This window comes from Rhodocyclaceae bacterium (genome assembly GCA_020248265.1).
In the GTDB taxonomy this organism is placed as follows: Bacteria; Pseudomonadota; Gammaproteobacteria; order Burkholderiales; family CAIKXV01; genus CAIKXV01.
Genome location: JADCHX010000024.1, coordinates 1 through 23,437 on the forward strand (window position 1 = coordinate 1; position 23,437 = coordinate 23,437).

Annotated in this window: 21 protein-coding genes; 6 read left to right on the plus strand and 15 right to left on the minus strand. The window is 68.3% G+C overall.

Features of this window, described 5'->3' with window-relative positions; genetic code table 11:
* Positions 1-467 precede the first annotated feature (467 nt).
* Positions 468-605 (plus strand): hypothetical protein, encoded by a 138-nt coding sequence (locus ING98_18770; GenBank protein ID MCA3103915.1) that lies wholly within the window; start codon positions 468-470, stop codon positions 603-605.
* Positions 606-621: 16 nt separating this feature from the next.
* On the opposite strand, the gene ING98_18775 is transcribed toward ING98_18770, so the two are convergent.
* Complete coding sequence (locus tag ING98_18775) at positions 622-1,626, minus strand: aldo/keto reductase (GenBank protein ID MCA3103916.1); 1,005 nt, start codon at positions 1,624-1,626, stop codon at positions 622-624.
* A gap of 70 nt (positions 1,627-1,696) precedes the next feature.
* Here ING98_18775 and ING98_18780 point away from each other — a divergent pair, with 70 nt between their 5' ends.
* On the plus strand, positions 1,697-2,140 hold the full coding sequence (locus ING98_18780; GenBank protein MCA3103917.1) for a group II truncated hemoglobin: 444 nt from the start codon (positions 1,697-1,699) through the stop codon (positions 2,138-2,140).
* A gap of 108 nt (positions 2,141-2,248) precedes the next feature.
* On the opposite strand, the gene ING98_18785 is transcribed toward ING98_18780, so the two are convergent.
* The 4 genes from ING98_18785 to ING98_18800 all read right to left on the minus strand — a co-directional run bounded on the left by ING98_18785 (position 2,249) and on the right by ING98_18800 (position 6,730).
* Positions 2,249-3,409 carry a hypothetical protein gene (locus ING98_18785; protein ID MCA3103918.1) on the minus strand — a complete coding sequence of 387 codons (1,161 nt, stop codon included), beginning with the start codon at positions 3,407-3,409 and terminating at the stop codon, positions 2,249-2,251.
* Between the two features lie 84 nt (positions 3,410-3,493).
* A complete protein-coding gene (locus tag ING98_18790) occupies positions 3,494-4,525 on the minus strand; it encodes a tripartite tricarboxylate transporter substrate binding protein (GenBank protein MCA3103919.1) in 1,032 nt (343 codons plus the stop codon).
* 143 nt (positions 4,526-4,668) lie between these two features.
* Positions 4,669-6,153 (minus strand): tripartite tricarboxylate transporter permease, encoded by a 1,485-nt coding sequence (locus ING98_18795; protein MCA3103920.1) that lies wholly within the window; start codon positions 6,151-6,153, stop codon positions 4,669-4,671.
* Between the two features lie 40 nt (positions 6,154-6,193).
* Entirely contained in the window at positions 6,194-6,730 is a 537-nt protein-coding gene (locus tag ING98_18800) for a tripartite tricarboxylate transporter TctB family protein (protein MCA3103921.1), read from the minus strand.
* Between the two features lie 817 nt (positions 6,731-7,547).
* Here ING98_18800 and ING98_18805 point away from each other — a divergent pair.
* Positions 7,548-8,174, plus strand: a complete 627-nt coding sequence (locus ING98_18805; GenBank protein MCA3103922.1) for a cysteine dioxygenase — start codon at positions 7,548-7,550, stop codon at positions 8,172-8,174.
* A gap of 42 nt (positions 8,175-8,216) precedes the next feature.
* Positions 8,217-9,230, plus strand: a complete 1,014-nt coding sequence (locus ING98_18810; protein ID MCA3103923.1) for an NAD(P)H-quinone oxidoreductase — start codon at positions 8,217-8,219, stop codon at positions 9,228-9,230.
* A gap of 7 nt (positions 9,231-9,237) precedes the next feature.
* Here ING98_18810 and ING98_18815 read toward each other — a convergent pair whose 3' ends face one another.
* Positions 9,238-10,074 (minus strand): DUF3025 domain-containing protein, encoded by an 837-nt coding sequence (locus tag ING98_18815; GenBank protein MCA3103924.1) that lies wholly within the window; start codon positions 10,072-10,074, stop codon positions 9,238-9,240.
* Between the two features lie 55 nt (positions 10,075-10,129).
* Here ING98_18815 and ING98_18820 point away from each other — a divergent pair, with 55 nt between their 5' ends.
* Positions 10,130-11,272, plus strand: a complete 1,143-nt coding sequence (locus ING98_18820; protein ID MCA3103925.1) for an NAD(P)/FAD-dependent oxidoreductase — start codon at positions 10,130-10,132, stop codon at positions 11,270-11,272.
* An 8-nt stretch (positions 11,273-11,280) separates the two neighbouring features.
* Here the strand turns inward: ING98_18820 and ING98_18825 are convergent, their stop codons facing one another.
* The 6 genes from ING98_18825 to ING98_18850 form a co-directional block, all read right to left on the minus strand.
* A complete protein-coding gene (locus ING98_18825; GenBank protein MCA3103926.1) occupies positions 11,281-12,645 on the minus strand; it encodes a trypsin-like peptidase domain-containing protein in 1,365 nt (454 codons plus the stop codon).
* A 145-nt stretch (positions 12,646-12,790) separates the two neighbouring features.
* Complete coding sequence (locus ING98_18830) at positions 12,791-13,945, minus strand: hypothetical protein (protein ID MCA3103927.1); 1,155 nt, start codon at positions 13,943-13,945, stop codon at positions 12,791-12,793.
* Between the two features lie 66 nt (positions 13,946-14,011).
* Entirely contained in the window at positions 14,012-15,361 is a 1,350-nt protein-coding gene (locus tag ING98_18835; protein MCA3103928.1) for an MmgE/PrpD family protein, read from the minus strand.
* 21 nt (positions 15,362-15,382) lie between these two features.
* Complete coding sequence (locus tag ING98_18840; protein ID MCA3103929.1) at positions 15,383-16,291, minus strand: DnaJ domain-containing protein; 909 nt, start codon at positions 16,289-16,291, stop codon at positions 15,383-15,385.
* A gap of 63 nt (positions 16,292-16,354) precedes the next feature.
* A complete protein-coding gene (locus ING98_18845) occupies positions 16,355-17,500 on the minus strand; it encodes an FIST C-terminal domain-containing protein (protein ID MCA3103930.1) in 1,146 nt (381 codons plus the stop codon).
* Between the two features lie 13 nt (positions 17,501-17,513).
* Positions 17,514-18,107, minus strand: a complete 594-nt coding sequence (locus tag ING98_18850; protein MCA3103931.1) for a glutathione S-transferase family protein — start codon at positions 18,105-18,107, stop codon at positions 17,514-17,516.
* Between the two features lie 164 nt (positions 18,108-18,271).
* Between ING98_18850 and ING98_18855 the strand changes: the two genes are divergently transcribed.
* Positions 18,272-18,889, plus strand: coding sequence for a histidine phosphatase family protein (locus ING98_18855; protein MCA3103932.1), 618 nt, complete (start codon positions 18,272-18,274; stop codon positions 18,887-18,889).
* Positions 18,890-18,964: 75 nt separating this feature from the next.
* Here ING98_18855 and htpG read toward each other — a convergent pair whose 3' ends face one another.
* Genes htpG through ING98_18870 form a run of 3 tightly spaced genes read right to left on the minus strand, consistent with a single transcriptional unit; the run spans position 18,965 to position 23,170 of the window.
* Complete coding sequence (gene htpG / locus ING98_18860; GenBank protein ID MCA3103933.1) at positions 18,965-20,938, minus strand: molecular chaperone HtpG; 1,974 nt, start codon at positions 20,936-20,938, stop codon at positions 18,965-18,967.
* A gap of 59 nt (positions 20,939-20,997) precedes the next feature.
* Entirely contained in the window at positions 20,998-22,494 is a 1,497-nt protein-coding gene (locus ING98_18865; protein MCA3103934.1) for a sensor histidine kinase N-terminal domain-containing protein, read from the minus strand.
* Positions 22,484-23,170 (minus strand): response regulator, encoded by a 687-nt coding sequence (locus ING98_18870; GenBank protein MCA3103935.1) that lies wholly within the window; start codon positions 23,168-23,170, stop codon positions 22,484-22,486. The genes ING98_18865 and ING98_18870 overlap by 11 nt, the downstream gene beginning before the upstream one ends.
* Positions 23,171-23,437 lie beyond the last annotated feature (267 nt).

Here is a 23,437-nt window from a genome sequence, read left to right on the forward strand (position 1 = left end):
CCTCCGGGCGCTGCCGCGCCCGGAGGCTCCTCCTTTACCTCGCTCCGCCAGGTAGCCCCTCGCCTCGATCCGCGCAGGTGCTGTGGTGAGAGAGGAACCGCACAACCGCCCGGCGGCACCAGACCGCCGTGTCGTCGCACCAGCCCATCCTCACCTCTCAACAAGGCACGGTGGTGGAGCAGACACGCGCACCGGGCTGCCGGTGGAGCGAGGTAAAGGAGGAGCCGTCGGGCGCACGCGCGCCCGGCGGCGGGGGACACGAGCGGAACCGGCAGCCCGGTGCGTGTGTCCGGGCACCATCGTCGAAGATCCCGGCAGCCCGGTGCATGTATCCGGGCACGTTCCGCGCAAAGTAACGATTCGACATTACCGCGAGGTGATGCAACAATTCGCGAATCTCGACGTCGGCATTGCATCCCATCCGCGCCTGCCGGCCATCCCCACGCGAACCGGGACCGCCTCACGCAATGGCCTTCGCCCTCTTCTACGTCTTCGCGATCATCGTACTGGTACTCCATTTCACCGGATGGCTGGCGCGCAACAACCTCCAGTGGCTGGTACTCGTGCTGGCGGTGGCGGTGTTCCCGGCGGTGCTGTACCTCTGAGCGGCGCCTGCGCCAGTCAACCGAGGCGCCTGCCTCCGACCGGGAATTTCGGATCGGTGAAGCCCGGCGTCGACGGATGGCCTGGTTTCACGTACTGGTCGATCAGCGCCTCGTCCTCGGCCGACCAGCGATAGTCGAGCGCGGCAAGGTAGTCCTCCCAGTGCTCGAGCGTGCGCGGGCCGGCCAGCACCGACGACACGCAGCGGTTGGCGAGTACCCAGTTCACCGCGTACTGCGCTGCATTGATCCCGCGCGACTGCGCATGCGCCACCACCTGCTGAGCGATCTCGACCGATTCCTTCCGGTACTCGGTCTGCATGATCCGCGCATCGTTGCGGCCAACGCGGGAATCGGCGGGCACCGGCTGTCCGGGTGCATAGCGGCCGGACAGCACACCACGTGCGATCGGGCTATACGGCACGACGCCCAGGCCGGCATCGACGCAGGCCGGGATCAGTTCCACCTCGGCCATGCGGTTCATCGCGTTGTAGTACGGCGAACACACCACCGGCCGCGGCACGCCCAGTTTCTCGCAATGGTGGATGAAGCGGAGCATGCGCCATACCGACAGGTTAGAGAGGCCGATGTAGCGCACCTTGCCCGAACGGATCACGTCGCCCAGCGCGAGGATGGTCTCCTCCTGTGGCGTCTCCGGGTCGTCACGGTGCAGGTACCAGACGTCGACATAGTCGGTCTTCAGGCGTCCGAGGCTGTCGTCGATCGCACGAAGGATCCACTTGCGCGACAGCCCACGCCGGTTCGGGTCGTTGCCCCAGGCGTTGCCGAACTTGGTGGCGAGCACGAACTCGTCGCGCCGCGTACCCAGCAGCCGTCCGACCATTCGCTCGGACTCGCCGGCTGCATAGCTGTCGGCGGTGTCGATGAAGTTGACGCCGGCCTCGCGCGCGGATTCGAAGATGCGCGTCGCGGTCGCCATGTCGGTCTGTTCGCCGAAGTTCATCGCGCCCAGGCAGAGGGCGGAGACGCTCAGGCCGCTGCGGCCCAGCCTGCGGTATTCCATCGGGACTCTCCTGCGGGTACGCCAGCGGCGATAATAAGCGTTCCGCAATCCGACCCGCTCATCGACCACCGTGGCCAGCAACGACAGCAACACAAGCGACGCGAAACCGCAGGGCGACGAAGGTACCGACGGGCAGCCGAGCGCCTGGGACCTGCTCGGCGGCGAACCGGTGGTGCGCCGGATCACCGACCGCTTCTACGACCTGATGGACTCGGATCCGGATTTCTTCGCTATCCGCAAGCTTCATCCAGACGATCTGTCCGGCTCGCGCGAGAAGCTGTTCCTGTTCCTCTGCGGCTGGCTCGGCGGTCCGCAGTACTACATCGAGAAGCACGGCCATCCGATGCTGCGCGCGCGTCACCTGCCCTACGCGATCGCCACACCCGAGCGCGACCAGTGGCTGGTCTGCATGGGACGGGCGATGCTCGATTCCGGCCTCGAGGACGCACTGATGGAACGCCTGCTGCAGGCGTTCTTCACCACCGCTGACTGGATGCGCAACCGGGAAGGCTGAGGCGCACCGCCCCACGACCCTGGGGTCTGACCCTGGGGTCTGACCCTGGGGTCAGACCCCAGAGTCGTGGGGCGGACCTCGGTATGTGATCCGCTCGTCTGACTCTGGTCAGGTGCGTTCGAGGATGTGCAGTCCGCGCACCCGGTCGATCAGGAACATCAGCCCGCGTTCGTCGACGTAGATGTCGTTCGAGCTGATGCGGTCGACGCCCGGCGCCGGATCCGGCACGAAGTACGCGACTTCCTTCATTGCGTGCGGGCGCGAGATGTCGATGATGCGCAGGCCGTTGGCGAACCAGGTGCAGGGCACCTCGGTGCCGGTGATCTTCTCGACCGGCTGGTGGCAGCCGGTCATCTGCGGCTGCTCGCCCGGCGGCATGTCGTCGAGCTGGAAGCTCGAGAACTGTACCGGATGCTTCTCGTCGGTGACATCCACCATCCAGAGGAAGGCCGCCGGGTAAGGCGGGCAGCCCGGCATGCGCGAGACGTCCTCGTCGGCGACGACCAGCATGTCGCGGCCGTCGATCTTGAACGGTACCTTCACCGCGCTGTGCGTCGGCCACGGGAACGGCGGGCTCCAGTCGAGGCCGGAGATGAACGTCGGCTTCGACAGGTCGTCCACGTCGAGGATCGCGAAGCCGCCATGCCACAGGCTCGTGTACAGGCGGTTATCGTAGCGAAGCGAATGATGGATGCGGTGCGCCCAGCCGTCCCAGGTCGGGGTCTCGCCGCCCGCGGCCCATTGGCCTGGCACCCACCAGCGCCCTGCTTCCACTGGCTTCGCAGGGTCCGCCAGATCGAGCGCGACCATGATGTTGCCGACATAGCCATCCATCGTCGGCGACAGGTAGGCGTAGCGACCGTCGAAGTCGAAGCGATGCACGCCACTGGCCGGCCCGCCGTCGGGCACGTGGGTGCAATCCCAGTCGAGGATGTGCTTCGGCTTCGCCGGATCACTGATGTCATGGATGCTGACGCCGCCGCGGTAACCCTCAGGCAGCTTCTCGTCGCGCACTGCCCGGTTCGACAGCGTCTCACGGTTGGTGATCATGATGCCGTTGCCGACGCGCACCTTGTGCGAGTGGGTGGCGGGCGGCATCTTCAGTTCGGCCAGCAGCTTCGGATGGCGCGGGTCACGCACGTCGACGATCGAGGTGCCGTGCGGGTTGCGCATATGCCCGATGTAGGCGATGCCGCGTTCGACAACCACCTGCCCGCCGCCGGCGCAGTCATGCCAGGCCACCTGCCGGATACCCTTTGCTCTTGCCACGTGTACTTCCCCTTCGCGCTGTCTTCCTGGTTTCTCGAAGCCGCCCGATGCGGCCGTAGCTGCACGCCGTGTTGCGCGCAGCCGCTAGTCTGCCTTGATGCCGGCCTGCCGGATCACCTTCGCCCACTTTGCCTGTTCGCTCTTCAGGTAGGCGCCGAAGGCCTCAGGCGTGCTGCCGACGAGTTCCGCGCCCTGGTTGCCCAGGCGCTCCTGCAATTCCGGCATACGCACCGACTGCACCACCGCCGCATTGAGTCGCTGCACGACGCTGCGTGGTGTCTTCACCGGGGCCACGAAGCCGAACCAGCCGGTGACCTCGTAGCCCTTGAAGCCGGATTCCGAGATGGTCGGCAGGTCGGGGAACGCCGACAGCCGCTTCAGGCTGGTGACCCCGAGCGGCCGCACCCGCCCGGCCTTGATGATCGGATGCGAGGTGACCGAGATGCTGAAGATCGCCTGGGTCTGACCGCCCATCACGTCGGCCAGCGCAGGACCACCGCCCTTGAACGGGACGTGGATCATCTCAGTGCCCGACAGCTGCTGGAACAGCGCCAGTGCCAGGTGTCCGGAACTGCCGCCGCCGGCCGACGCGACCGCGATCGTCCCCGGCTTCGCCTTCGCCAGCGCGACCAGGTCGGCGACCGTCTTCGCCGCGACGTTCGGATGCACCACCAGGATGTTCGGTACCGAGACCGCGAGCGAGATCGGCGTGAACTCGCGGATGGGGTCGTACGGCACCTTCGTGTAGAGCACGCTGTTGATCACGAAGCCGGCATTGGCCAGCAGGAAGGTGTGGCCATCGGGATCGGATTTCGCGGTGAGCTCGCCGGCGATCATGCCGTTCGCCCCGGAGCGATGGTCGATCACCACCGGCTGGCCAGATGCCTCGGTGAGCTGTGGTCCGACCAGCCGGGCGATGAGGTCAGACGGCCCGCCCGGAGCGGAGGCTACGATCATGCGCAGCGGCCGGGTGGGCCAGGCTGCGCCTTCCCCTGCAGGCTTTGCCGTCGACTGCGCCAGCACCGGCGACACTGGCAGCACCAGCGCCGTGCACAGGCATGCGCGGCCCAGGATCACCGCGCGCGAGGACGAGGCGCGTGGCTTGGATGTGTTCATGGTTGCTCCTCCGGTAAAGCGGGCATTCTTCGAATGCCGCTATTGTCGCCGCAGGCGCGCCGGATCGAAAGACCGCGCGGACGACAGGCAAGAAAAAACCCGGAGGCCTTTCGGGCTCCGGGTTGTTTCCGCCAGGGACGCTGTTACTCGTCGCCCTGGAATGCCTCGTCGCGTTTCTTCCGGACCGCGGGAAGGACGACGATCAGCAGCGATGCGGCGGCCAGCACCAGGAACGCCAGGCTGATCGGACGCGTTAAGAAGACCGTCGGGTCGCCACGCGAGATCAGCAGGGCGCGGCGCAGGTTCTCTTCCATCAGCGGCCCGAGGATGAAGCCCAGCAGCATCGGTGCCGGCTCGCAGCCGAACTTCATGAACGCGTAGCCGACCACCCCGAAGAACGCCATCAGCAGCGGATCCTGGATGCTGTTGTTCAGGCTGTAGGTACCGATGCACATGAACAGCAGGATCGCCGGGAACAGCATGCGGTAAGGCACTTTCAACAGCTGCACCCACATGCCGATCAGCGGCAGGTTCAGGATCACCAGCATCAGGTTGCCGACCCACATCGAGGCGATCAGACCCCAGAACAGGTCAGGACGCGCAGTCATCACCTGCGGACCCGGGGCGATACCCTGGATCATCAGCGCGCCGAGCATCAGTGCCATCGTGCCGGAACCCGGGATACCCAGGGTCAGGGTCGGGATGAACGCGGTCTGGGCGGCGGCGTTGTTCGCCGACTCCGGACCTGCAACCCCACGGATGTCACCATGGCCGAACTGCGAGTTGTCCTTGGCGACCTTCTTCTCGACCGCATAGCTGGCGAACGAAGCCACCACAGGACCGGTGCCGGGCAGCGTGCCGAAGAACGCTCCGATTGCGGTGCCACGCACGATCGCACCCGACGAGTCCTTGATGTCGACCCATCGCGGCATCAGACCACTCACCTTGTCGGTGAACACCTGCCGCTGGTCGTCCGGCGTCTCGAGGTTCTTGATGATCTCGCCCAGGCCGAAGAAGGCCATTGCGATCACCACGAAGCCGATACCGTCGGACAGGCCCGGCAGGCCGAAGGTGAAGCGCGACATGCCCGAGTTCACGTCGGTGCCGATGATGCCGAACAGCAGGCCGACGACGATCATGCCCAGGGCCTTGAGCAGCGAACCGCGCGCAAGCACCGCCGAGGCGATCAGGCCGAACACCATCAGCGAGAAGTACTCGGGCGCCCCGAACTTCAGTGCGATCTCGGCCAGCGGCGGTGCGGCGAACGCGATGATCAGCGTGCAGACCGTGCCAGCGAAGAACGAACCGATCGCCGAGACCGCGAGCGCATGACCCGCACGCCCGTTCTTGGCCATCGCGTGGCCATCGAGACAGGTCACCACGGACGACGACTCGCCAGGCAGGTTGACCAGCACTGCGGTGGTCGAGCCACCGTAGGCCGCGCCGTAGTAGATGCCGGCCAGCATGATCATCGCGCCGACCGGCGGCAGCGAGAACGTGGTGGGCAGCAGCAGCGCGATGGCCGCAACGGGGCCGATACCCGGAAGCACGCCCACCAGCGTGCCCAGCAGGCAGCCGACGAAGCAGTACAGCAGGTTCTCGAGGCTCACGGCAACCCCGAAACCCATGATCAGGTTGCCGAAAATGTCGTTGAAGAATTCCATTCGATCAGCTCCCGAACATGAGGCGAAGCGGGTGAATAATCAGGCTGAACAGTTCGCCGAGTGCCTTGCCCAGACTTTCCTCCCAGAACGTATGGAACGGGACGCCAAGGCCCTTCTGGAACACGAAGATCGCGATGCACAGCAGCACGACGAAGTTGACGGTGAACTCGATCGGGCGGAAGTTCCTGATCGATGCGTTGGCCAGGACCAGCATCGACAGCACCGCGATCACCAGGCCTACCGTGTCGATCAGCAGCGCGAATACGGCTACCGAGGCGGGCATCAGGGCCAGCGGGACGACTGCCCACTTGGTGGTGACGTCTTCGGGGCCGGGATCCTTGAAGAAGGAGCGGCCGCCGACGATCCCACCGATGATGATCATTGCCCAGCCGAGGTAGGTCGGGAAGTAACCCGGTCCCATGCGCATCGCCCGGCCGAGCGGATAGTCCTTCGACAGGTAGACGGCCAGGATACCCAGGCCGAGAAACATGACGCCGGCCCAGAAATCCTGGTGGTTGGACCGGAATTTGAACGCACCCATTTGATCCCTCCGTTACATGATTTGCCGCGAATCGTTCGGAAAGGCGATTGTGACTGCATCGCTCTGATCTTGAATCCTCCACCTTCGGCCATACCTTCTGAACCGTTGGCGTACTCACCTTTCGGCCGTACTGGAACATCCCGCTGCGGAAGCGTCCGGCAGCCGCCGCGCAGGGCACGGCCCGAGCGAAAAGTGCGCAACGTTACCACAGGTGTACCGGCCTCCGGCTAGGGGTCTTCCCACCTTTCGATGCTGCGCCGCAGCGTGCCTGCCGCACCCGGAAAAACCGTCACCCACCAGTATCCCGGTTGCACCTTTCCCCTACCTTACCTCACCTTTCCAGCCCGCCGGATGCACACACGCATGCCAGCATCCGGTCGACGATGAACGGTGCGAGGCCGATGCAGGTCGTCCAGGCTCGAGCGCAGCCGCCTGACGTCGACCACCAGCCCCGCGAGCACGGTCTTCATCTGGTCCAGCATGGCGCCGACGCCCATGCAGATCTCGGGCAACCCCTTCCATTCGACCTTCCAGGTCGCGCCGGAAAAGGGCGCGCGCCTCGCGCAAATGCAGCTCCGTGCCGGTGTCGAGCGTATCCTGCGCCGTCGGCCGGCAACGCAGCCGTTTGCCTTGATCCGGAAGTCACGGATGCTGCAGCGCACGCAGCTCCGGCAAGAGCGGATGCCGTGTCGTCCGGATGCCCTGGGCGACCGCTTCGATGTCGAGCGACTCGACCCTGGCATGCGCCTCGATGTCATCGGCCGCCGCCCGGCGTTACCATTCGGGCCCTTCCGCCCAGACGCATGCGAGTCGATCGATGAAGAATCACCAGCGGTTCCGCACCTTCGTTGCGGACTTCACCCGGCTGTTCGACACCGGCGCCGGTACCGCGATTCCCGATGAAGACCTGCTGCTCGACCGTGGCGCGGTCCTGCTCGCCCGCCTGATCGGCACCGACGACTGGCTGCCCGAAGAAGCGGCACGTCCGCACCCGAAGTACTACCAGCAGTACCTCCTGCACTGCGATGCGCTAGAGCGCTTTTCGGTGGTCAGCTTCGTGTGGGGGCCCGGCCAACGCACGCCGGTCCATGACCACGGGACCTGGGGCATGGTCGGCGTGCTGCGCGGTGCCGAGCATTCGCGCCGCTATGCACGGGCGGGCGCCGGCGAACCGCTGATCGTCGGCGACAGCCAACGGCTGGAGCAGGGACACATAGACCTGCTGTCGCCGCGCGAGGGCGACATCCATGAAGTGAGCAACGCCCTGCCAGACCGTCCGTCGATCAGCATCCATGTGTACGGTGCGAACATCGGCGGCGTGAGACGCCATGTGTACGAACCCGAGACCGGCGTCGAGAAGCCCTTCGTGTCGGGCTACTCCAGCGCGCAGATTCCGAACTTCTGGGACCGGTCGGACGAGGTGCGCGCACACCTGGTCCGGTAGCCTCCCTCCACCTCTCCCCGATCCCCACCGAGCCATACCGCCATGACTGCACAGACACCCTCCCTGCCGGCCGAGTTCGACTGCATCGAGATCACGACGCCGGGCGCCCCCGACGTACTGAAGCCGGCACGCCGCCCGATGCCGGTGCCCGCCTCCGGCGAAGTGCTGATCCAGGTCCATGCCGCCGGGGTCAACCGGCCCGACGTGCTGCAACGGATCGGCCGCTATCCGGTACCACCGGGGGCCAGTGACCTGCCAGGCCTGGAAGTAGCCGGCGTAGTCGCCGCGGTCGCCGCGGACGTCACCCGCTGGAAGGTGGGCGATAGCGTCTGTGCGCTGACAAACGGTGGCGGCTATGCCACCTACTGCCTGGCACCGGCGGGCAGCGTACTGCCAGTGCCGGCCGGGCTGTCGATGGTGGAAGCGGCTGCGATCCCCGAGACCTTCTTCACCGTCTGGAGCAACGTGTTCGACCGGGGCCAGTTGTCGCCGGGCGAGTCGTTCATGGTTCAGGGCGGCTCGAGCGGCATCGGCACCACGGCGATCCAGATCGCCGCGGCGCGCGGCCACCAGGTGTTCGCGACCGCAGGCAGCGCCGAGAAATGCGCGGCCTGCGAGCAGATCGGCGCGTCCCGGGCGATCAACTACCGCACCGAGGACTTCGAGGCGGTGGTCAAGGAGGTCACCGGCGGACGCGGGGTGGATGTCATCCTCGACATGGTCGGCGGCGACTACGTCGGCAAGGAACTGAAGTCGCTCGCAGATGGCGGCAGGCTGGTGTTCATCGCCTTCCTGGGCGGGATGAAGGCGACGGTCGACCTGAACGAACTGATGCGGCGCCGGCTGACGATGACCGGCTCCACGCTGCGCCCGCGCGACAACGCCTTCAAGGCCTCGGTCGCCGCCGCGCTCGAGCGCGAAGTGTGGCCGCTGGTCGCTGCCGGGCGGGTGAAGCCGGTGATCCACGCGACGTTCCCGCTGGCACGCGCCTGCGACGCCCATGCGCTGATGGAAACCAGCGCGCACATCGGCAAGATCGTGCTGGAAGTCGCCTGATACCGCCTCAGGTCCGGCGCCCGGGACGAAAGTACCGGGCGTCGTCGTAGAACGCCGGTGCATCGTTGGCCGGCCACCAGCCCGGAATGCCCAGCACCGGCAGCGGCGCCAGGTCGCGCGGGCTGGCCAGCCCGTCGATAGCGAGTGCAAGCTCGCTATCGAGGGCAGCGGCGATGGCGGGCGTTGGCTGCCCCAGCAGCGCCTCGGGTGCATCCAGCACCCATGCATGCGCGGTCAGCCCGATGAATGGCGATCGTGCCTTGTCGAGCAGACCGTGGCCGAACACCAGGAAGCGCAGCGATCGCCTGACGTCGGCGCGGCGCTCGACGAACAGTTCGCGCCAGCGGAAGCCGCGCAGCAACTCGACCAGCGACGGGTCGGCGCTGGCCACCAGCAGCCCGTTCTCGTCGAACAGCGTCAGGGCATCGCGCCGGGCGTTGCGCAGCGGCGCGGAGGCAGTACCAGCCTCCCCCGCACCGGCGATACCGGCGCCTTCCGCCACATGGCCGGCGTTCAGGCGCGCCTTCGTCGTCGGGAACACGCACCACACCAGCAGGTTCATCAGGTCGTGCCAGTCCTGCGCGCGCAGCCCGAGCACGCCCTCGGCCCAGACCGAACGCTCGTAGGCGAGCGCACCACCGTCCTCAGGTACGCTGCCGGCAACCAGCACCCGTCCGGATGCATTGGCTACGGGCCCTGCCGCCGAGAGGGCTGCGGCCATTGCGTCGCGCGTGGGGAAGGCGGGGTATCCGTGCCAGCGGGCTGCCACCGGCCGATAGGGCTCGAACATCGGCGAACGGGTCGCGAAGCGGTCGTCCCAGGCGGATCCGGGTGCGGAAGTCATCAGCGGATTTTGCCTTACACTCGTTCGATCGCAGGCAGAGCCGGAGACAGGGCGGATGGCGGAGCGGGTCGATTGCGTGGTGGTCGGGGCCGGAGTGGTCGGGTTGGCGATCGCACGCCGGCTGGCGATGGCGGGGCGAGACGTGCTGGTGCTGGAGGCCACCGACGGCATCGGCAACGGCGCGAGTTCGCGCAATTCCGAAGTCATCCACGCGGGCATCTATTACCCGCCGGGCTCGCTGAAGGCGAAGGTCTGCGTGCAGGGGCGCCACAAGCTGTACCGCTATTGCCGTGAGCGCGGGATCCCGCACCAGCGCATCGGCAAGCTGATCGTCGCCACCCACGAAGACCAGGCGCCGCAGCTCGCGAAGTACAAGGCGCAGGCCGAACAGAACGGGGTCGACGACCTGCGCTGGGTGTCGGTCGAGGAAGCGCGCGAGATGGAGCCCGAGGTGATCTTCGCGGCGGCCGTGCACTCGCCGTCCTCCGGCATCATCGACAGCCACTCGCTGATGCTCGCGCTGCAGGGCGACGCCGAGAACGCGGGGGCGACCTGCGTGTTCAACAGCCCGGTCGAGGGCGGCCGGGCGAACGGCGATTTCATCACCCTCGATGTCGGCGGCAGCGAGCCGATGTCGATCGACTGCGGCACGGTGATCAACGCCGCCGGCCTGACCGCACCGCAACTGGCCGCGCGCATCACCGGCGTACCGGCGCACACGGTGCCGCCGACGCACTATGCGATCGGCCACTACTTCGCGCTCTCGGGCAAGGCACCCTTCTCGCGGCTGGTGTATCCGGTCGCGCGCAGCGACTGGCTCGGCGTGCATGTCACCGTCGACCTCAGCGGCCGGGTCAAGTTCGGGCCCGACTTCAACTGGATCGACGGCATCGACTACCGGTTCGACCATTCGCTCGAACCGGCGTTCTACGAGGCGATCCGCCGCTACTATCCGGGGCTGAAGGACGGCGCACTGACGCCAGACTACACCGGCATCCGCGCAAAGATCACCGGGCCGGGTGAGCCGCCCGCCGACTTCGTGGTCCACGGCGTCGAAACCCACGGCATCCCGGGCCTGGTCAACCTGTTCGGCATCGAGTCACCCGGGCTGACCTCGTCGATGGCCCTGGCCGACCATGTTGCAGCGTTGATCGGCATCCAGCAGCCCGACGACATCCCCGCGACCCCTGGGGTCTGACCCCGAGCTCAGTCGTCGCGGGCGAGGTCGACCAGCTGCATGCCGGCCAGCGGCATCGGTCGCTCCAGAAAGCTGAAGTAGGCGCGCTGGCCACCGCCGAGGCGGCGCAGCACCACAGGCGCCACCCGGCGCGTCTTGCCATGCTCGACGAGTGCGCTGGCCAGTTCGTCCAGAGAACGCACAGGCCGACCGGCAACCGCCTCGATCAGGTCACCCGGTCCGATTTCCGCCGACTGGCCGGGCGACCCGGGTTCGACATGGTGCACGACCAGCAGCGGCGCGCCGACATCCGGGCCATCGCGATAGCGCGACTCGGAAATCAGCACGCCGCCGACCAGGATGCCGCGCCGCTCCATCACCCGCGCCGCCGGCGACAGCCGGCCGGCCAGTTCGATCTCCTTGCCGCCGCGCACGACGTTCAGCCGGAAGCCGTCGAGGCGGCCGCGCAGCGCATGCACCAGTTGCGTGTCGTTGTCGATACGCTCCATCACACCGACCACGCCACGCACCACGTCGCCGGGCTCCAGGGCCAGCCCGGCCGGTGCGAAGTTGCGCGCAATGCGCAGCAGCCGCCGCTCGTCCACGTCGCGGAAGGTGACCCAGGTCATCTCGGGCGGGCTCGGGTCGCTCCCCTGCTGCAGCAGGCGCAGGATGCGGCAGGCATACACCGAGGAAATCGCGAAGTTGGTGTTCTGCGCGCCGCGGATCGTCATCGTGTTGATGGCGACGATGCGGCCGTTCTCCATGCTGATCAGCGGACCGCCGGAATTGCCCTGGTTGATCGGCGCATCGGTCTGCAGCACCTCGAACTCGAAACGCGCGGTGATGCCAGAGATGATGCCGCGCGTACCCGTGTAGCGCAGCCCCCACGGGTGGCCGAAGGCGCCGACCGGGTGACCGACCTGCGGCATGCGGTCGCACTCGAGCGCAGGCACCGGGATACCCTTCGTGCGCGCCGGATCGACCTGCACGATGGCAAGGTCGAGGAACGGGTCGACATACACGCGGCGCGCATCCATGAACTCGTTGTCGGCAAAGGCGACCTGTACCAGCGCCTGCGAGCCGGACACCACGTGCGAGTTGGTCATGATCCAGCCACGCTCGGCGTCGACCAGGAAGCCGGCCCCGCGCATCGCGCCCTTGCGGTCGCCTTCGAACGGCAGCGTGACCACCGTGCGCAGTTGAGCGGTGTACTGGAGCGCGCGCTTGAAGTAACCCTCGGACGTCTCCGGCTGCGCGATGGCAGGCGGCGTGCCCAGCGACAGCAGGACAGACAGCGCCGCCAGCATCGGCACGGCTGCACGCCGCACCGGCTTTCCGGGCGCGCGGACCGCGTTCAGGATGCGATCGAGGAGGCTGTTTCGTTCAGGCACGGTACGACTCCGGCAGACTTGCTGCATTGGACACGTGAAGGACGTCGGGTGGAAGTATGCGCGACCAACGCGCCGGATGTGCGCGCGCGGCTTCGTCCGCGATCCTGCCGGGCGTTCCCGCCCGGTGGCAAGACCGCACCGACACTCAGTGACTGCTGGTGCGCGCCTGTGCGGACCCGCCATCGCCGGCATCGAGGTGGGCATGCGTGAGCAGCAGCCGCTCGTGCGGCCGCGCCGGATGACGATCCGGTTGCACCTCGGGCACCAGCACCACGCCGTCGACCCGGCATTCGGCGAGCAGCCCGGTGATCGCCGTGGAGATCGCGCCGATGTCATCGGCAGGACCGAGTGGCCAGCGCCATGCCTCGCACATCGCGTCGTCGAACGGCGAGGAGAATGTCACCCGCACCTCGCCCGTCGCGCCCGCCACGGAATCGTCGGCACGATGGGCGGCCACGATCACCGTCGGCTCGCCGACGCCAGCGCGTGCGCGGCGCAGGGCACCGCCGACGAACAGCTGGAAGGCGATCTCGGCCGCCGCGGCACGCCCGGCCGCCGCTGCCTGTGCGAGCGGCAGCGGCGGCCGGGGGAGCGGCAGCACGGTGACATTCGGTTGTGCCATCTGGGCGGCGACCGCATGGGTGAGCGGCACCGCCCACTTGCCGACAGGATCGCGCGGGCCGATCCATCGCTTCGCCTCGCTGCTAACCCAGGCGACCCCGACCAGGAAACGCAGGTGCACCGATTCGTCCGCCGAGGGCAGCACGATCGGTGCCGGCTCGAAACCCGGTGCGAGCCGGGCCAGCGTGTCGACATCGGCACGCGCCAGTTCGGCCGGTGCAATGGCCTCGATGCGCTCGACCGCGCACAGGGCGTTGCCGAGCGAGTAGCGCTGGACATCGCCCAGCGCCGAATGCTCGGACAGCAGCGCGGTGACCGCATCGATGTCAGGCAGCGCGCCACCGAGGGTCGCGCCCTCTCGGCCGCCGGCCACCACCACCAGCGGCAGCGCGAACAGGCGCGCGCCGATCTCGCCAGTCGTCAGCGGTACCTCGGCCGCCTCGGCCGCGCGCTGCGCCAGGCATGCGTACTCTTCGGCCGAACTGGCCGCCGCCAGTGCGGTGGCCACGACGGCCTCGTCGCCGGCCGCGTGGCAGGCGCGGATCGCCGACAGCAGCACGTCGTTGTGCACCGACCGGGCGATCGGGTCGCCGGTGGCCAGCGAGGACCGGGCAAGCTCCAGCAGACGGTCGGGTGCTCCGCGGGGCGGGTAGCGCCGCGGATCGGGCAGCGTGTTCATTCGTATCGGGCGCCGCGTTGAGGGGACGCGATTATAGGGTCCGCAACGGGTCGCGGCACCGTGCGATCAAATGCCCGGGCTGCCGGCGAAGCCACGCATGTCGGCAGTCTCGTCCACTGCGAGCGCCGCTGCATGGATGCGCCCGGCCATCGCCTCGCCCCAGATCGGCGTACCGATCGCCATGAACTTCGCGTGGAACTCGGCGCGGTCGACCGGGTTCGATGGCTCGCCGCGCATCACCTCGCAATGGCCGGCGAGCCGGCTGCCGTCGTTCATCACCAGCACCACGTCGCACGGCTGCCGCCTCGGCCAGGCCGCGGTGTAGCCGGCGTCTTCGGTGAGGTCGACCCGACGCGCGAGGTCGAGGATCACCGGGTTGGCGGCGGCCGCCTCGTCGAAGCACTCGAGGCCGTGGCTGCCATGGAACAGCACGCTGGCCAGCGCGAATGGCGTCGAGAAGCGCGTCGCGAACGCATTGCGGATGTCGGTGCGGTTGAGGAAGGCCGCGAACTGGAACGCGCGCACCTCGATGCGCGCGACATCGGCAGGCAGCACCGGCCGCGGCGCCCGGGCCAGCGCATCGCGCAGCGCGTCGATCGCGGCATGCACCGGACGCCCGCACGGATAGAGCTTGATGTACCCGTCGCCCAGCAGCCAGCGCCGTCCCAGCCCGGCGACCACGGTGTCGGGCCGGAAATTGTCGAACAGGATCTGGTTGCAGGTCGGTGCCAGGCCATCGTAGGGCGCCGTGAATCCGGCCTCAATCAGGCGCACCGCCATCTGGCCCATCTGCGCACTGTGCGCGGCGTACCAGTTGCGCAGCGTGGCACCGTCCTTCATCGTCATCCGGTTGCCGGCCAGCGGCGACGACCCGGCGAGGCTGATCAGTTCGCGCATCCGCGCGCGCGGCAGCCCGCACAGTTTCGCCACCGCCACCGCCGCGCCGACCACCCCGTAGGTGCCGTGCGGATGCACGATCATGCGCTGGTCGCAGGCGCTGCCGATGCGCCCGGCCACTTCGTAGCCGATCGCGCAGGCTTCGAGGAAGGCCCTGCCCGAGGCGCCGCGCTGCTGCGCCACCGCCAGGGCGGCCGGCAGCACCTGGATGCCGGGGTGGCCGTTCGCCTCGAGGTTGCCTTCGTCGATCTCCAGCCAGCAGCCAGCCGTGGCATTGAGCGCCGCCGCCTCGATCGGACCGCAGCGCTGGCCGGTGCCTACGATCATCGCGTGCCCGCCACCGCTCTCGGCCAGTTGCCGCGCAGCCAGCGCCTTCATCTCGGGCTGCTGCATGCCGGCGGCGAATGCGACCAGCGTGTCAGCGAAGATCGCATGCAGGTGCGCGCGGGCAGCCGCCGGCACGTCGTCGAGGCGGGTGCTGTCGACGAAGTCGACCAGCGCATCGAGGTAATCGCTCATCGGGGCCATCCCTGTACTCGCTCAGCGCACCGCGCGCGGATCGAACGTCGACACACGCGCCAGTTGCTCGTAGGCCTCGCGCTCGGCCTCGGTCAGTTCGACCGGAACCTTGACCAGCACCAGCGCATACAGGTTGCCGGGCTCGCCGCTGGGGTTCGGCAGGCCTCGGCCGGTGAGCCGCAGCCGCTGTCCGCTGCAAGTACCGGGCTTCACCTTCAGCCGCACCGCACCCGCCGGCGTGGGCACCTCGACCGCCGCACCCAGCGCGGCCTCGCTCGGGGTCAGCGCCAGTTCCACCTGCAGGTCCCGGCCATCGATGGTGTAGACCGGATGCGCGGCGATGCGCACCGTGAGCATGATGTCGCCGGCAATGCCCCGGGTCGGCACACGCATGCGAGTGCCCGGTGCCGCGCCCTTCGGGATGCGAACGGTCACCGGATACTGGGTGCCGTCGCCGGCGGAAATCTGGAACGTACGCTCGGTGCCTTCGAGCGCCTCTTCCAGCGTGATGTTCACCTCGGCCTCGATCGGCGCGCGCGGCGGCGCGCTGCGCGCCCGCCCGCGGCCGGGGCCGCCACCAGCGGCCCTGCCGGCACCGAACAGGCCGCCAAAGAGATCACCGAGGTCGAGTCCGTCCGTGTCTCCGCCGCGGAAGCCGCCGCCGCGCCCGTACTGCTGCTCCCAGCCGGGCGGCGGGCGGAAGTCCTGGCCGGGCTGGTAGGTGCCCAGCCGGTCGTAGGCGGCGCGCTTTTCCTTGTCCTTCAGGACTTCATAGGCCTCGCCGACCGCCTTGAACTGCTCCTCGGCGTTCTTCTCCTTCGACACGTCCGGGTGGTACTTGCGCGCGAGCCTGCGATACGCCTTGCGGATGTCGTCGTCGCTGGCGCTGCGTTCCACGCCCAGGGTCTTGTAGTAGTCCTTGAATTGCATGTGCGGCGCGCCGTCCTCGTCAAAGAGCCGTTATGGGGTTTCCAGCGGCTTTACTCAAGCGCATCAGGGGAACAGCAACAGCACGCCGGTGTAGCCGTACAGCCGGTCGTGCGACACCTCGCCGTTGCCGAAGAAGCCGGCGAGCGGGAATTCGCCGAGGTGCCGGGCGATCAGTCGGAGTTCGGCCGACCCCGGTCCGAACAGGCTCTCGCCACGCCCCAGGCAGGAAAAATAGAGCCCGCCGCGGGGAACGCCGCCGATCGCCTCGCGTGCCTCGATCAGTACGCGCTCGAGGTCTTCGGTCGCGCTCTTCGCATCGCGCCGGCAGAACATGAGTTCACTGCCGGGCTCGAGCCAGTCGCCGATCGCGACCCACTGCTGCTGCGGATCGATGCCGACCAGGTTGCGTACCATGTAGTCGCCGGTATCGCTGCCGCGGATGGTGATGGCGGCGAACACTTCGGCTGCAGCCTGCCGGTAGTCGGCCGCGAGCCGCGGCCCGACATCGGCGTCGAACACCGCCAGGGCGGGCTTGCCGTCGAGCGTCATCGCCACGTTGCGGTGGCACTCGGTCACCCGATGGCGCGGGCCGATCGGCACGCATCCCTGGCTCAGCCGGGTCAGCACCGGTACGTTCTCGCCGAACAGCACGCCGGACAGCCCGCCGGCGGACAGGCCTTCGGCGACCTGCCAGACCGCACTGCGCGAACTGGTGAGTCCTCCGATCACGAAGCCGCTCGATACGCGCTGCGCGACCCCGCGGATCAGTTCCAGCAGGTGACGGCTGGACGGATCGCCGTGCAGGACTGCGAGGTTCACATCCTGCCCGCCACAGGCATACAGGCCCTCGGGCAACGCCGACGGCTCGAGCAGCGCCGGCAGCATCCGGAAGCCGTCTTCGGGGAAGGCCCCCGCCAGGGTGACGATGCCCGGCTGGTCGAGGTACTCGATCCCGGTCGAACACACGCCGATGCCGATGGTGCCGACCCAGTGCGCCACGCCGCTGCGCGAGCGCAGCAGGTCGACGATCGCCTGCAGGTTTTCCGCATGGGCATCGGTCACGTAGACAAAGCCCAGGTTCGCCCCGATGCCCGATTCGGCAATGGTGCGCGCACAGGCCTCCGCGCCCTCCTGCCAGCTGGGCGCGGGACTGTGCGCATGCACGAAAACCGGCCCCGGGCCGACGGCAGGCAGCGGCGGCAGGCTCATCGTGCGGCCGCGCTCACTGTACCCGGCTCACCCAGCCCGGCAGGCCTTCGATCCGCTTGAGCCAGGCCTTCGTGTTCGGATAGGCATCCATGTCGATGCCCGCCTCGTGCGCGACACCCACATAGGCCTGGCAGGCGACGTCGGCGACCGTCGGGCGGCCGAGCGCGAGCCAGGGCGAGCCGGCCAGCTGCTGCTCGATCGCATCGAGCGCGACGCGGCCGCGCGCCTGCGCCTCCGCGAGGTTGCCTTCGCGGCCCATGCGCAGCATGCCGCGCGCCGCCTGGATGCCGAACTGGATCTCGTTCGAGGCCACCGCCAGCCATTGCGCGACTTCCGCCATGCCGAGCGGATCGGTCGGCAGCCATGACTCCCCGCCGTACTTGCGCGCGACGTAGATCATGCAGGCGGTGGAATCCCAGAACACCCGGCCCTCGGCCTCGATCACCGGCACCTGCCCGCGCGGGTTGAGCTTCAGAAACGCCGGCGACTTGTGTTCCTTGCCTTCGAAATCGATGAATACCTGTTCGCAGGGCGCACCGACCATCGCGGCGAGCAGGCGCACCTTGTAGCCGTTGCCGGAACTTCTTGTCGTGTAGAGCTTGATCATCGGCCATCCTCCTCGGGTTTCGCGGGTTGCATCAGGCTGGACGCGATGATAGTGCGGCGCAGGTCCGGGTGGGCAATCGATGGACGGGTTCGCAGCGCACGCGCGGCCGCTAGACTGACACGATGCGATCTCTCCTGCGCCGCGCCACGCGGCACGCCCGGCTAATGCCGACCCTGCTGCCGGCCCTGCTGCCAGCCCTGTTGCTGGCCCTGGCCTGGTTGGCGGCCGCGCCCGCCCACGCGCAGGGCAGCGCACCGGCCGATACGGCCTGGGCAGCACTGCGCGCCGGCGGCGCGGTCGTGGTGCTGCGCCATGCGCAGACCGTGCCCGGCATCGGCGATCCGCCCGGGTACCGGCTCGATGACTGCGTGACGCAGCGCAACCTGTCCGACGAAGGCCGGCAGCAGGCACGCCGCCTCGGCGCGACCTTGCGCGGGGCCGGCGTGGCGATCGGCGAGGTGCTGTCGAGCCGGTGGTGCCGCTGCGTCGACACGGCCACCGAAGCCTTCGGCCGGGTCACGCCGTGGCCCACAGCCGATTCGTTCTTCGATCGCCGGGGCACCGACGGCCAGGAAGACCCATCGGCGCGGCAGACGGCCGACCTGCGTCGGCGTATCGCCGCCCATCGGAGCCCGGACACGCTGGTCATCGTGACCCACCAGGTCAACATCACCGCGCTCACCGGCATCGTGCCGGCGATGGGCGAACTCGTGGTGCTGAAGCCCGCCGGCGGACGCGCCACGACCGGCTTCACCATCGCCGGCCGCTTGACCGTGCCCTGAACGCAGACGGAACGGCGGTTGCAGGCGATCACTGCCGCCCGCAGCCACCGTGGTTGTAGCCGTAGCCTCAGCCGATCAGGGCGTGATGATCCGCGAAGGCTCCTTCGCCGCCCCGGCCAGAGCGAGCATCAGCCCGTTCAGCCGGCGCACGAACGAACCCGGATCTTCGAGCTGCCCGCCTTCGGCCAGCATGGCCTGTTCGAACAGCAGGTTCGCCCAGTCGGCGAAGCGCGCCTCGTCCGTCTCGGCACCCAGCCGCTCGACCAGTGCATGGTGCGGGTTCACCTCGAGGATCGGCTTGCTGCCCGGTCCGACGCTCTGGCCGGCCGCCTTGAGCAGGCGCTCGAGGTTCATCCCCATGTCGCCCTCCTCGACCACCAGGCAGGCCGGCGAATCGGTCAGGCGCAGCGTCACGCGCACGTCCTTCGCACGCTCGCCCAGCGCGGCCTTGACGCGCTCGACCAGCGGCTTGAATTCTTCCGCAGTCTTCGTCTGCTCGGCCTTCTCGGCTTCGTCCTCGAGAGCGCCGAGGTCGAGTTGCCCCTTGGCCACCGACACCAGCGCCTTGCCCTCGTACTCGGGCAGGTTCGACACCATCCACTCGTCGACCCGGTCGGCAAGCAGCAGTACCTCGATGCCCTTCTTGCGGAACACCTCGAGGTGCGGACTGTTGCTGGCGGCCGCATGGGTGTCGGCGGTGATGTGATAGATCTTTTCCTGGCCCGGCTTCATCCGGCCGATGTAGTCGTCGAGCGACACGTCCTGCGTCGGGCTTCCGGAATGCGTGGTCGAGAACCGGCACAGCTTCGCGACACGGTCGCGGTTGCCGAAGTCTTCGCCGACGCCTTCCTTCAGCACCTTGCCGAACTCGGTCCAGAAGGTCGTGTACTTCTCCTTCGCGTTATCGGCCAGGTCGTCGAGCATCGACAGCACGCGCTTGGTGCAGCCGGCGCGGATCGCGTCGATGTCGCGGCTCTGCTGCAGGATCTCGCGCGAGACGTTCAGGGGCAGGTCGCTCGAGTCGACCACTCCGCGCACGAAGCGCAGATAGGCCGGCAGCAGCTGTTCGGCGTCGTCCATGATGAACACGCGCCGCACGTACAGCTTGAGCCCGCGCTTGTGCTGCCGGTCGTACAGGTCGAACGGCGCGCGCGACGGCAGGTACAGCAGCTGGGTGTATTCCTGCTTGCCCTCCACCCGCGCATGCGCCCAGGCGAGCGGATCCTGGAAGTCGTGCGCGACATGCTTGTAGAACTCGTTGTACTGCTCGTCGGTGACCTGCGACTTCGGCCGGGACCACAGCGCCGAGGCCTGGTTCACCGTCTCGCGCTCGGACTCGGTCACGTAGGCGGACTTCTCCGCATCCCAGCGTTCCTTGTGCATGCGCACCGGCAGGGTGATGTGGTCGGAGTACTTGCGGATCACGTTGCGCAGGCGCATTGCGTTGAGGAAATCGTCCTCGCCCTCGCGCAGGTGCAGCGTGACCTCGGTGCCGCGCACCGGCCGGTCGATCGCTTCCAGCGTGTATTCGCCATCACCGGTCGATTCCCAGCGCACGCCCTGCGCCGCAGGCACGCCGGCACGGCGCGTGGCCACCGTGACCCGGTCGGCGATGATGAAGGCCGAATAGAAGCCGACGCCGAACTGCCCGATCAGGTTCGCGTCCTTCGCCTGGTCGCCCGAGAGCCGGGACAGGAACTCGCGCGTGCCGGATTTCGCGATCGTGCCCAGGTTGTCGATCACCTCCTGGCGGGTCATGCCGACGCCGTTGTCGGCGATGGTGATGGTGCGCGCTGCCGGGTCGAAGCCGACGTCGATGGCGAGGTCGGAATCGCCCTCGAACAGCGAGCCGTCGCCGAGCGCCTCGAAGCGCAGCTTGTCACAGGCGTCCGACGCATTCGAGATCAGCTCGCGCAGGAAGATTTCCTTGTTGCTGTACAGCGAATGCACCATGAGGTGCAGAAGCTGCTTCACCTCGGCCTGGAAACCCAGGGTCTGGCGGCCGCCCGCGGCGGGTGCGGCATCGGGAGTCGTTGCTGTGTCGGTCATGGCATCGTGCTCTGTCGAAATGGCGGAAAGAGGGGGTTATGGGGACGCCCTGGCGGATTTCAACCCGCCGATGCCGGCAGCACGACCGTGAATCGGGCACCGGCGCCGCCAGCGGCCGGCGCCAGCTCGACCCGCCCGGCATGGGCACGCGCGATCTCGCGCACGATGGCCAGGCCCAGCCCGGCGCCCTCGGTGCCGGTGCCCAGCACGCGGTGGAATCGCTCGAACACGCGTTCGCGCTCCGCTTCCGGGATCCCGGGGCCGTTGTCCTCGACCGACAGCAGGACGGCCGGACGCCCGCCCTCGACCGCGCGGGCGACGCCGACCGTGACCGTACCGCCCGGCTGCGTGTAGCGCAGGGCGTTGTCGATCAGGTTGCCGAGCATCTCGGTGAGCATCAGTGCATCGCCGGACACCGCCGCCGGCCCGTCGGTGCGCTGGCAGCCACCCTCGAAGCCGAGGTCGATCGCGCGCGCGATCGCCTGCGGCACCCAGTGCTCGGTTGCCGCGCGCGCGATGGCGACGACGTCGACCGGGCGCCGGGCCATCGGTTCGGTACGCCCCGGCTCGGCGCGAGCCAGCGACAGCAGCTGGTTGACGAGACGGCCGTTGCGGTCGGCAGCGGCATGGATCTGCGCCAGCCGCTCGCGCGTCTCGACCGGGTCGGTTGCACGCTGCGCCAGTTCGACCTGGGTTTTCAGTGCCGCGGTCGGCGTGCGCAGCTGGTGCGCTGCATCGGCGATGAAGCGCTGCTGCGCCGCCAGCGTCGCCGACATGCGCCCGAGCAGATCGTTCAGCGAACGCACCAGCCGGCGAACCTCTGGCGGCGCGCGGTCTTCCTTGACCGGCGCGAGGTCGCGGATGGAACGGTTCTCGATCTCGCGGCGCAGTGCCTCGAGCGGGGCCACGCCACGCCCGATGCCCACGTAGACGATGCCGGTCATCAGCAGCATCAGCGCGAGCTGCGGCAGCAGCGTCGCGATCAGCACATCTCGCGCCATCTCGCGCCGCTCGACCAGGGTCTCGCCGACCTGCACCAGCGCATGCCCATCGACCCGCCCGGCGGACAGGGACTCCAGCGGCACGCGCATCGCCGCAATGCGCATCGGCTGGCTGCGATACTCGGCCTGGTAGAAGCGCGGCGGCGGCAGTTCGATGTCAGGGCCGGACCCGGCATCGGTGTCCTCGACCGGATCGGGCGGTGCCACGGCACGGCGCACCTGCGGCCAGCCGTCCGGCGGCGGCGGCATGCCGCTGTAACCCATGACGAACTCGCCCTTGGGTCCGGATACGGCGTAGTAGACCCGGTCGCGCAGGTCCGAGACCAGCACCTTCTGCGCGATCTGCGGCAGATCGACCACCACGTGCCCGGCGCGGTCGATCCGCAGTTGCCCCGCCAGCGCCAGCGCCGAGTCGTGCAATGCCCGGTCGTACGCACTGGTCGCAAAGCTGTAGGCGAGCGTGTAGGTAAGCCAGGCGCTCGCAGACCAGAGCACGATGATCGGTGGCAGCAACCAGATCAGCAGTTGCCTGCGCAGCGGGGCTTCAGCCAGCATCGGGTGCTGCCGCCGGTTCCTCGAGCAGATAACCGAGCCCGCGGATGGTACGGATGCCCACGACAGCCGGGGCGAGCTTTTTCCGCAGCCGATGGATGTACACCTCGATCGCGTTCGGCCCGGCCTCCTCGCCGAAGCTGTACAGGCGCTCGGACAGCTGCGATTTGCCCACCACGCGGCCAGCCCTGAGCATCAGGATCTCGAGGACGGCGAACTCGCGCGCCGAGAGTTCCACCGCGGTGCCGGACACCGTCGCGCGCTTGCCGACGGTGTCCAGGCTCAGGCCGCCGACAACGATGTCGGCACTGGCCGAACCCTGGGCGCGCCGGATCAGTGCCCGCACGCGGGCCTCGAGTTCGGGCAGGTCGAACGGCTTGCTCATGTAGTCGTCGGCCCCGAGATCGAGGCCATCGACACGATCGGTCAGGCGGTCGCGAGCGGTGAGAATCAGCACAGGGGTACGCCCGCCGCGCTTGCGCATCCGGGCGAGCACCTGCAAGCCGTCCATCCGCGGCAGGCCGAGATCCAGGATCACGCAGTCGTACTGCTCGGACAGCAGCATCGTATCGGCAGACTGACCGTCGTCGAGACAGTCGACCGCATAGCCCGCCAGTTTCAGCGAGCGCGACAGTCCGTCGGCAAGCAAAGGTTCGTCTTCGACGATCAGGATACGCATGAAGTCAGGAAAAGGAGCGCGCGCACGGCGCAGCAATGCATTCGGACACGGCGTCGGGCACCCGGTACCGACGCGCTCGCGAGCCAGCGCCATAGGCTGCTCACGCGACCACAGGATAGCGCGCCCGGCTCGCGCGCGGGCTCCTGGCAGGCTCGACGGCCGGGCAGGCCTCGCGCACGCACCTTCCGATGAATCGCCGGGGCATTCACTGCTCGGGACTGACATCGACGTCGACGCCGCCCCCCCCCCGAGGCCCGCGGAGCAGCG

Bases quoted from the DNA above. Each gene is read 5' to 3' on its own strand.
- ING98_18835 (MCA3103928.1), bottom strand. From the start codon at position 15,361: ATGAGCGATTACCTCGATGCGCTGGTCGACTTCGTCGACAGCACCCGC.
- ING98_18770 (MCA3103915.1), top strand. From the start codon at position 468: ATGGCCTTCGCCCTCTTCTACGTCTTCGCGATCATCGTACTGGTACTC.
- ING98_18850 (MCA3103931.1), bottom strand. From the start codon at position 18,107: ATGATCAAGCTCTACACGACAAGAAGTTCCGGCAACGGCTACAAGGTG.
- htpG (MCA3103933.1), bottom strand. From the start codon at position 20,938: ATGACCGACACAGCAACGACTCCCGATGCCGCACCCGCCGCGGGCGGC.
- ING98_18810 (MCA3103923.1), top strand. From the start codon at position 8,217: ATGACTGCACAGACACCCTCCCTGCCGGCCGAGTTCGACTGCATCGAG.
- ING98_18845 (MCA3103930.1), bottom strand. From the start codon at position 17,500: ATGAGCCTGCCGCCGCTGCCTGCCGTCGGCCCGGGGCCGGTTTTCGTG.
- ING98_18865 (MCA3103934.1), bottom strand. From the start codon at position 22,494: ATGCTGGCTGAAGCCCCGCTGCGCAGGCAACTGCTGATCTGGTTGCTG.
- ING98_18870 (MCA3103935.1), bottom strand. From the start codon at position 23,170: ATGCGTATCCTGATCGTCGAAGACGAACCTTTGCTTGCCGACGGACTG.
- ING98_18775 (MCA3103916.1), bottom strand. From the start codon at position 1,626: ATGGAATACCGCAGGCTGGGCCGCAGCGGCCTGAGCGTCTCCGCCCTC.
- ING98_18855 (MCA3103932.1), top strand. From the start codon at position 18,272: ATGCCGACCCTGCTGCCGGCCCTGCTGCCAGCCCTGTTGCTGGCCCTG.
- ING98_18805 (MCA3103922.1), top strand. From the start codon at position 7,548: ATGAAGAATCACCAGCGGTTCCGCACCTTCGTTGCGGACTTCACCCGG.
- ING98_18800 (MCA3103921.1), bottom strand. From the start codon at position 6,730: ATGGGTGCGTTCAAATTCCGGTCCAACCACCAGGATTTCTGGGCCGGC.
- ING98_18830 (MCA3103927.1), bottom strand. From the start codon at position 13,945: ATGAACACGCTGCCCGATCCGCGGCGCTACCCGCCCCGCGGAGCACCC.
- ING98_18815 (MCA3103924.1), bottom strand. From the start codon at position 10,074: ATGACTTCCGCACCCGGATCCGCCTGGGACGACCGCTTCGCGACCCGT.
- ING98_18790 (MCA3103919.1), bottom strand. From the start codon at position 4,525: ATGAACACATCCAAGCCACGCGCCTCGTCCTCGCGCGCGGTGATCCTG.
- ING98_18840 (MCA3103929.1), bottom strand. From the start codon at position 16,291: ATGCAATTCAAGGACTACTACAAGACCCTGGGCGTGGAACGCAGCGCC.
- ING98_18820 (MCA3103925.1), top strand. From the start codon at position 10,130: ATGGCGGAGCGGGTCGATTGCGTGGTGGTCGGGGCCGGAGTGGTCGGG.
- ING98_18795 (MCA3103920.1), bottom strand. From the start codon at position 6,153: ATGGGTTTCGGGGTTGCCGTGAGCCTCGAGAACCTGCTGTACTGCTTC.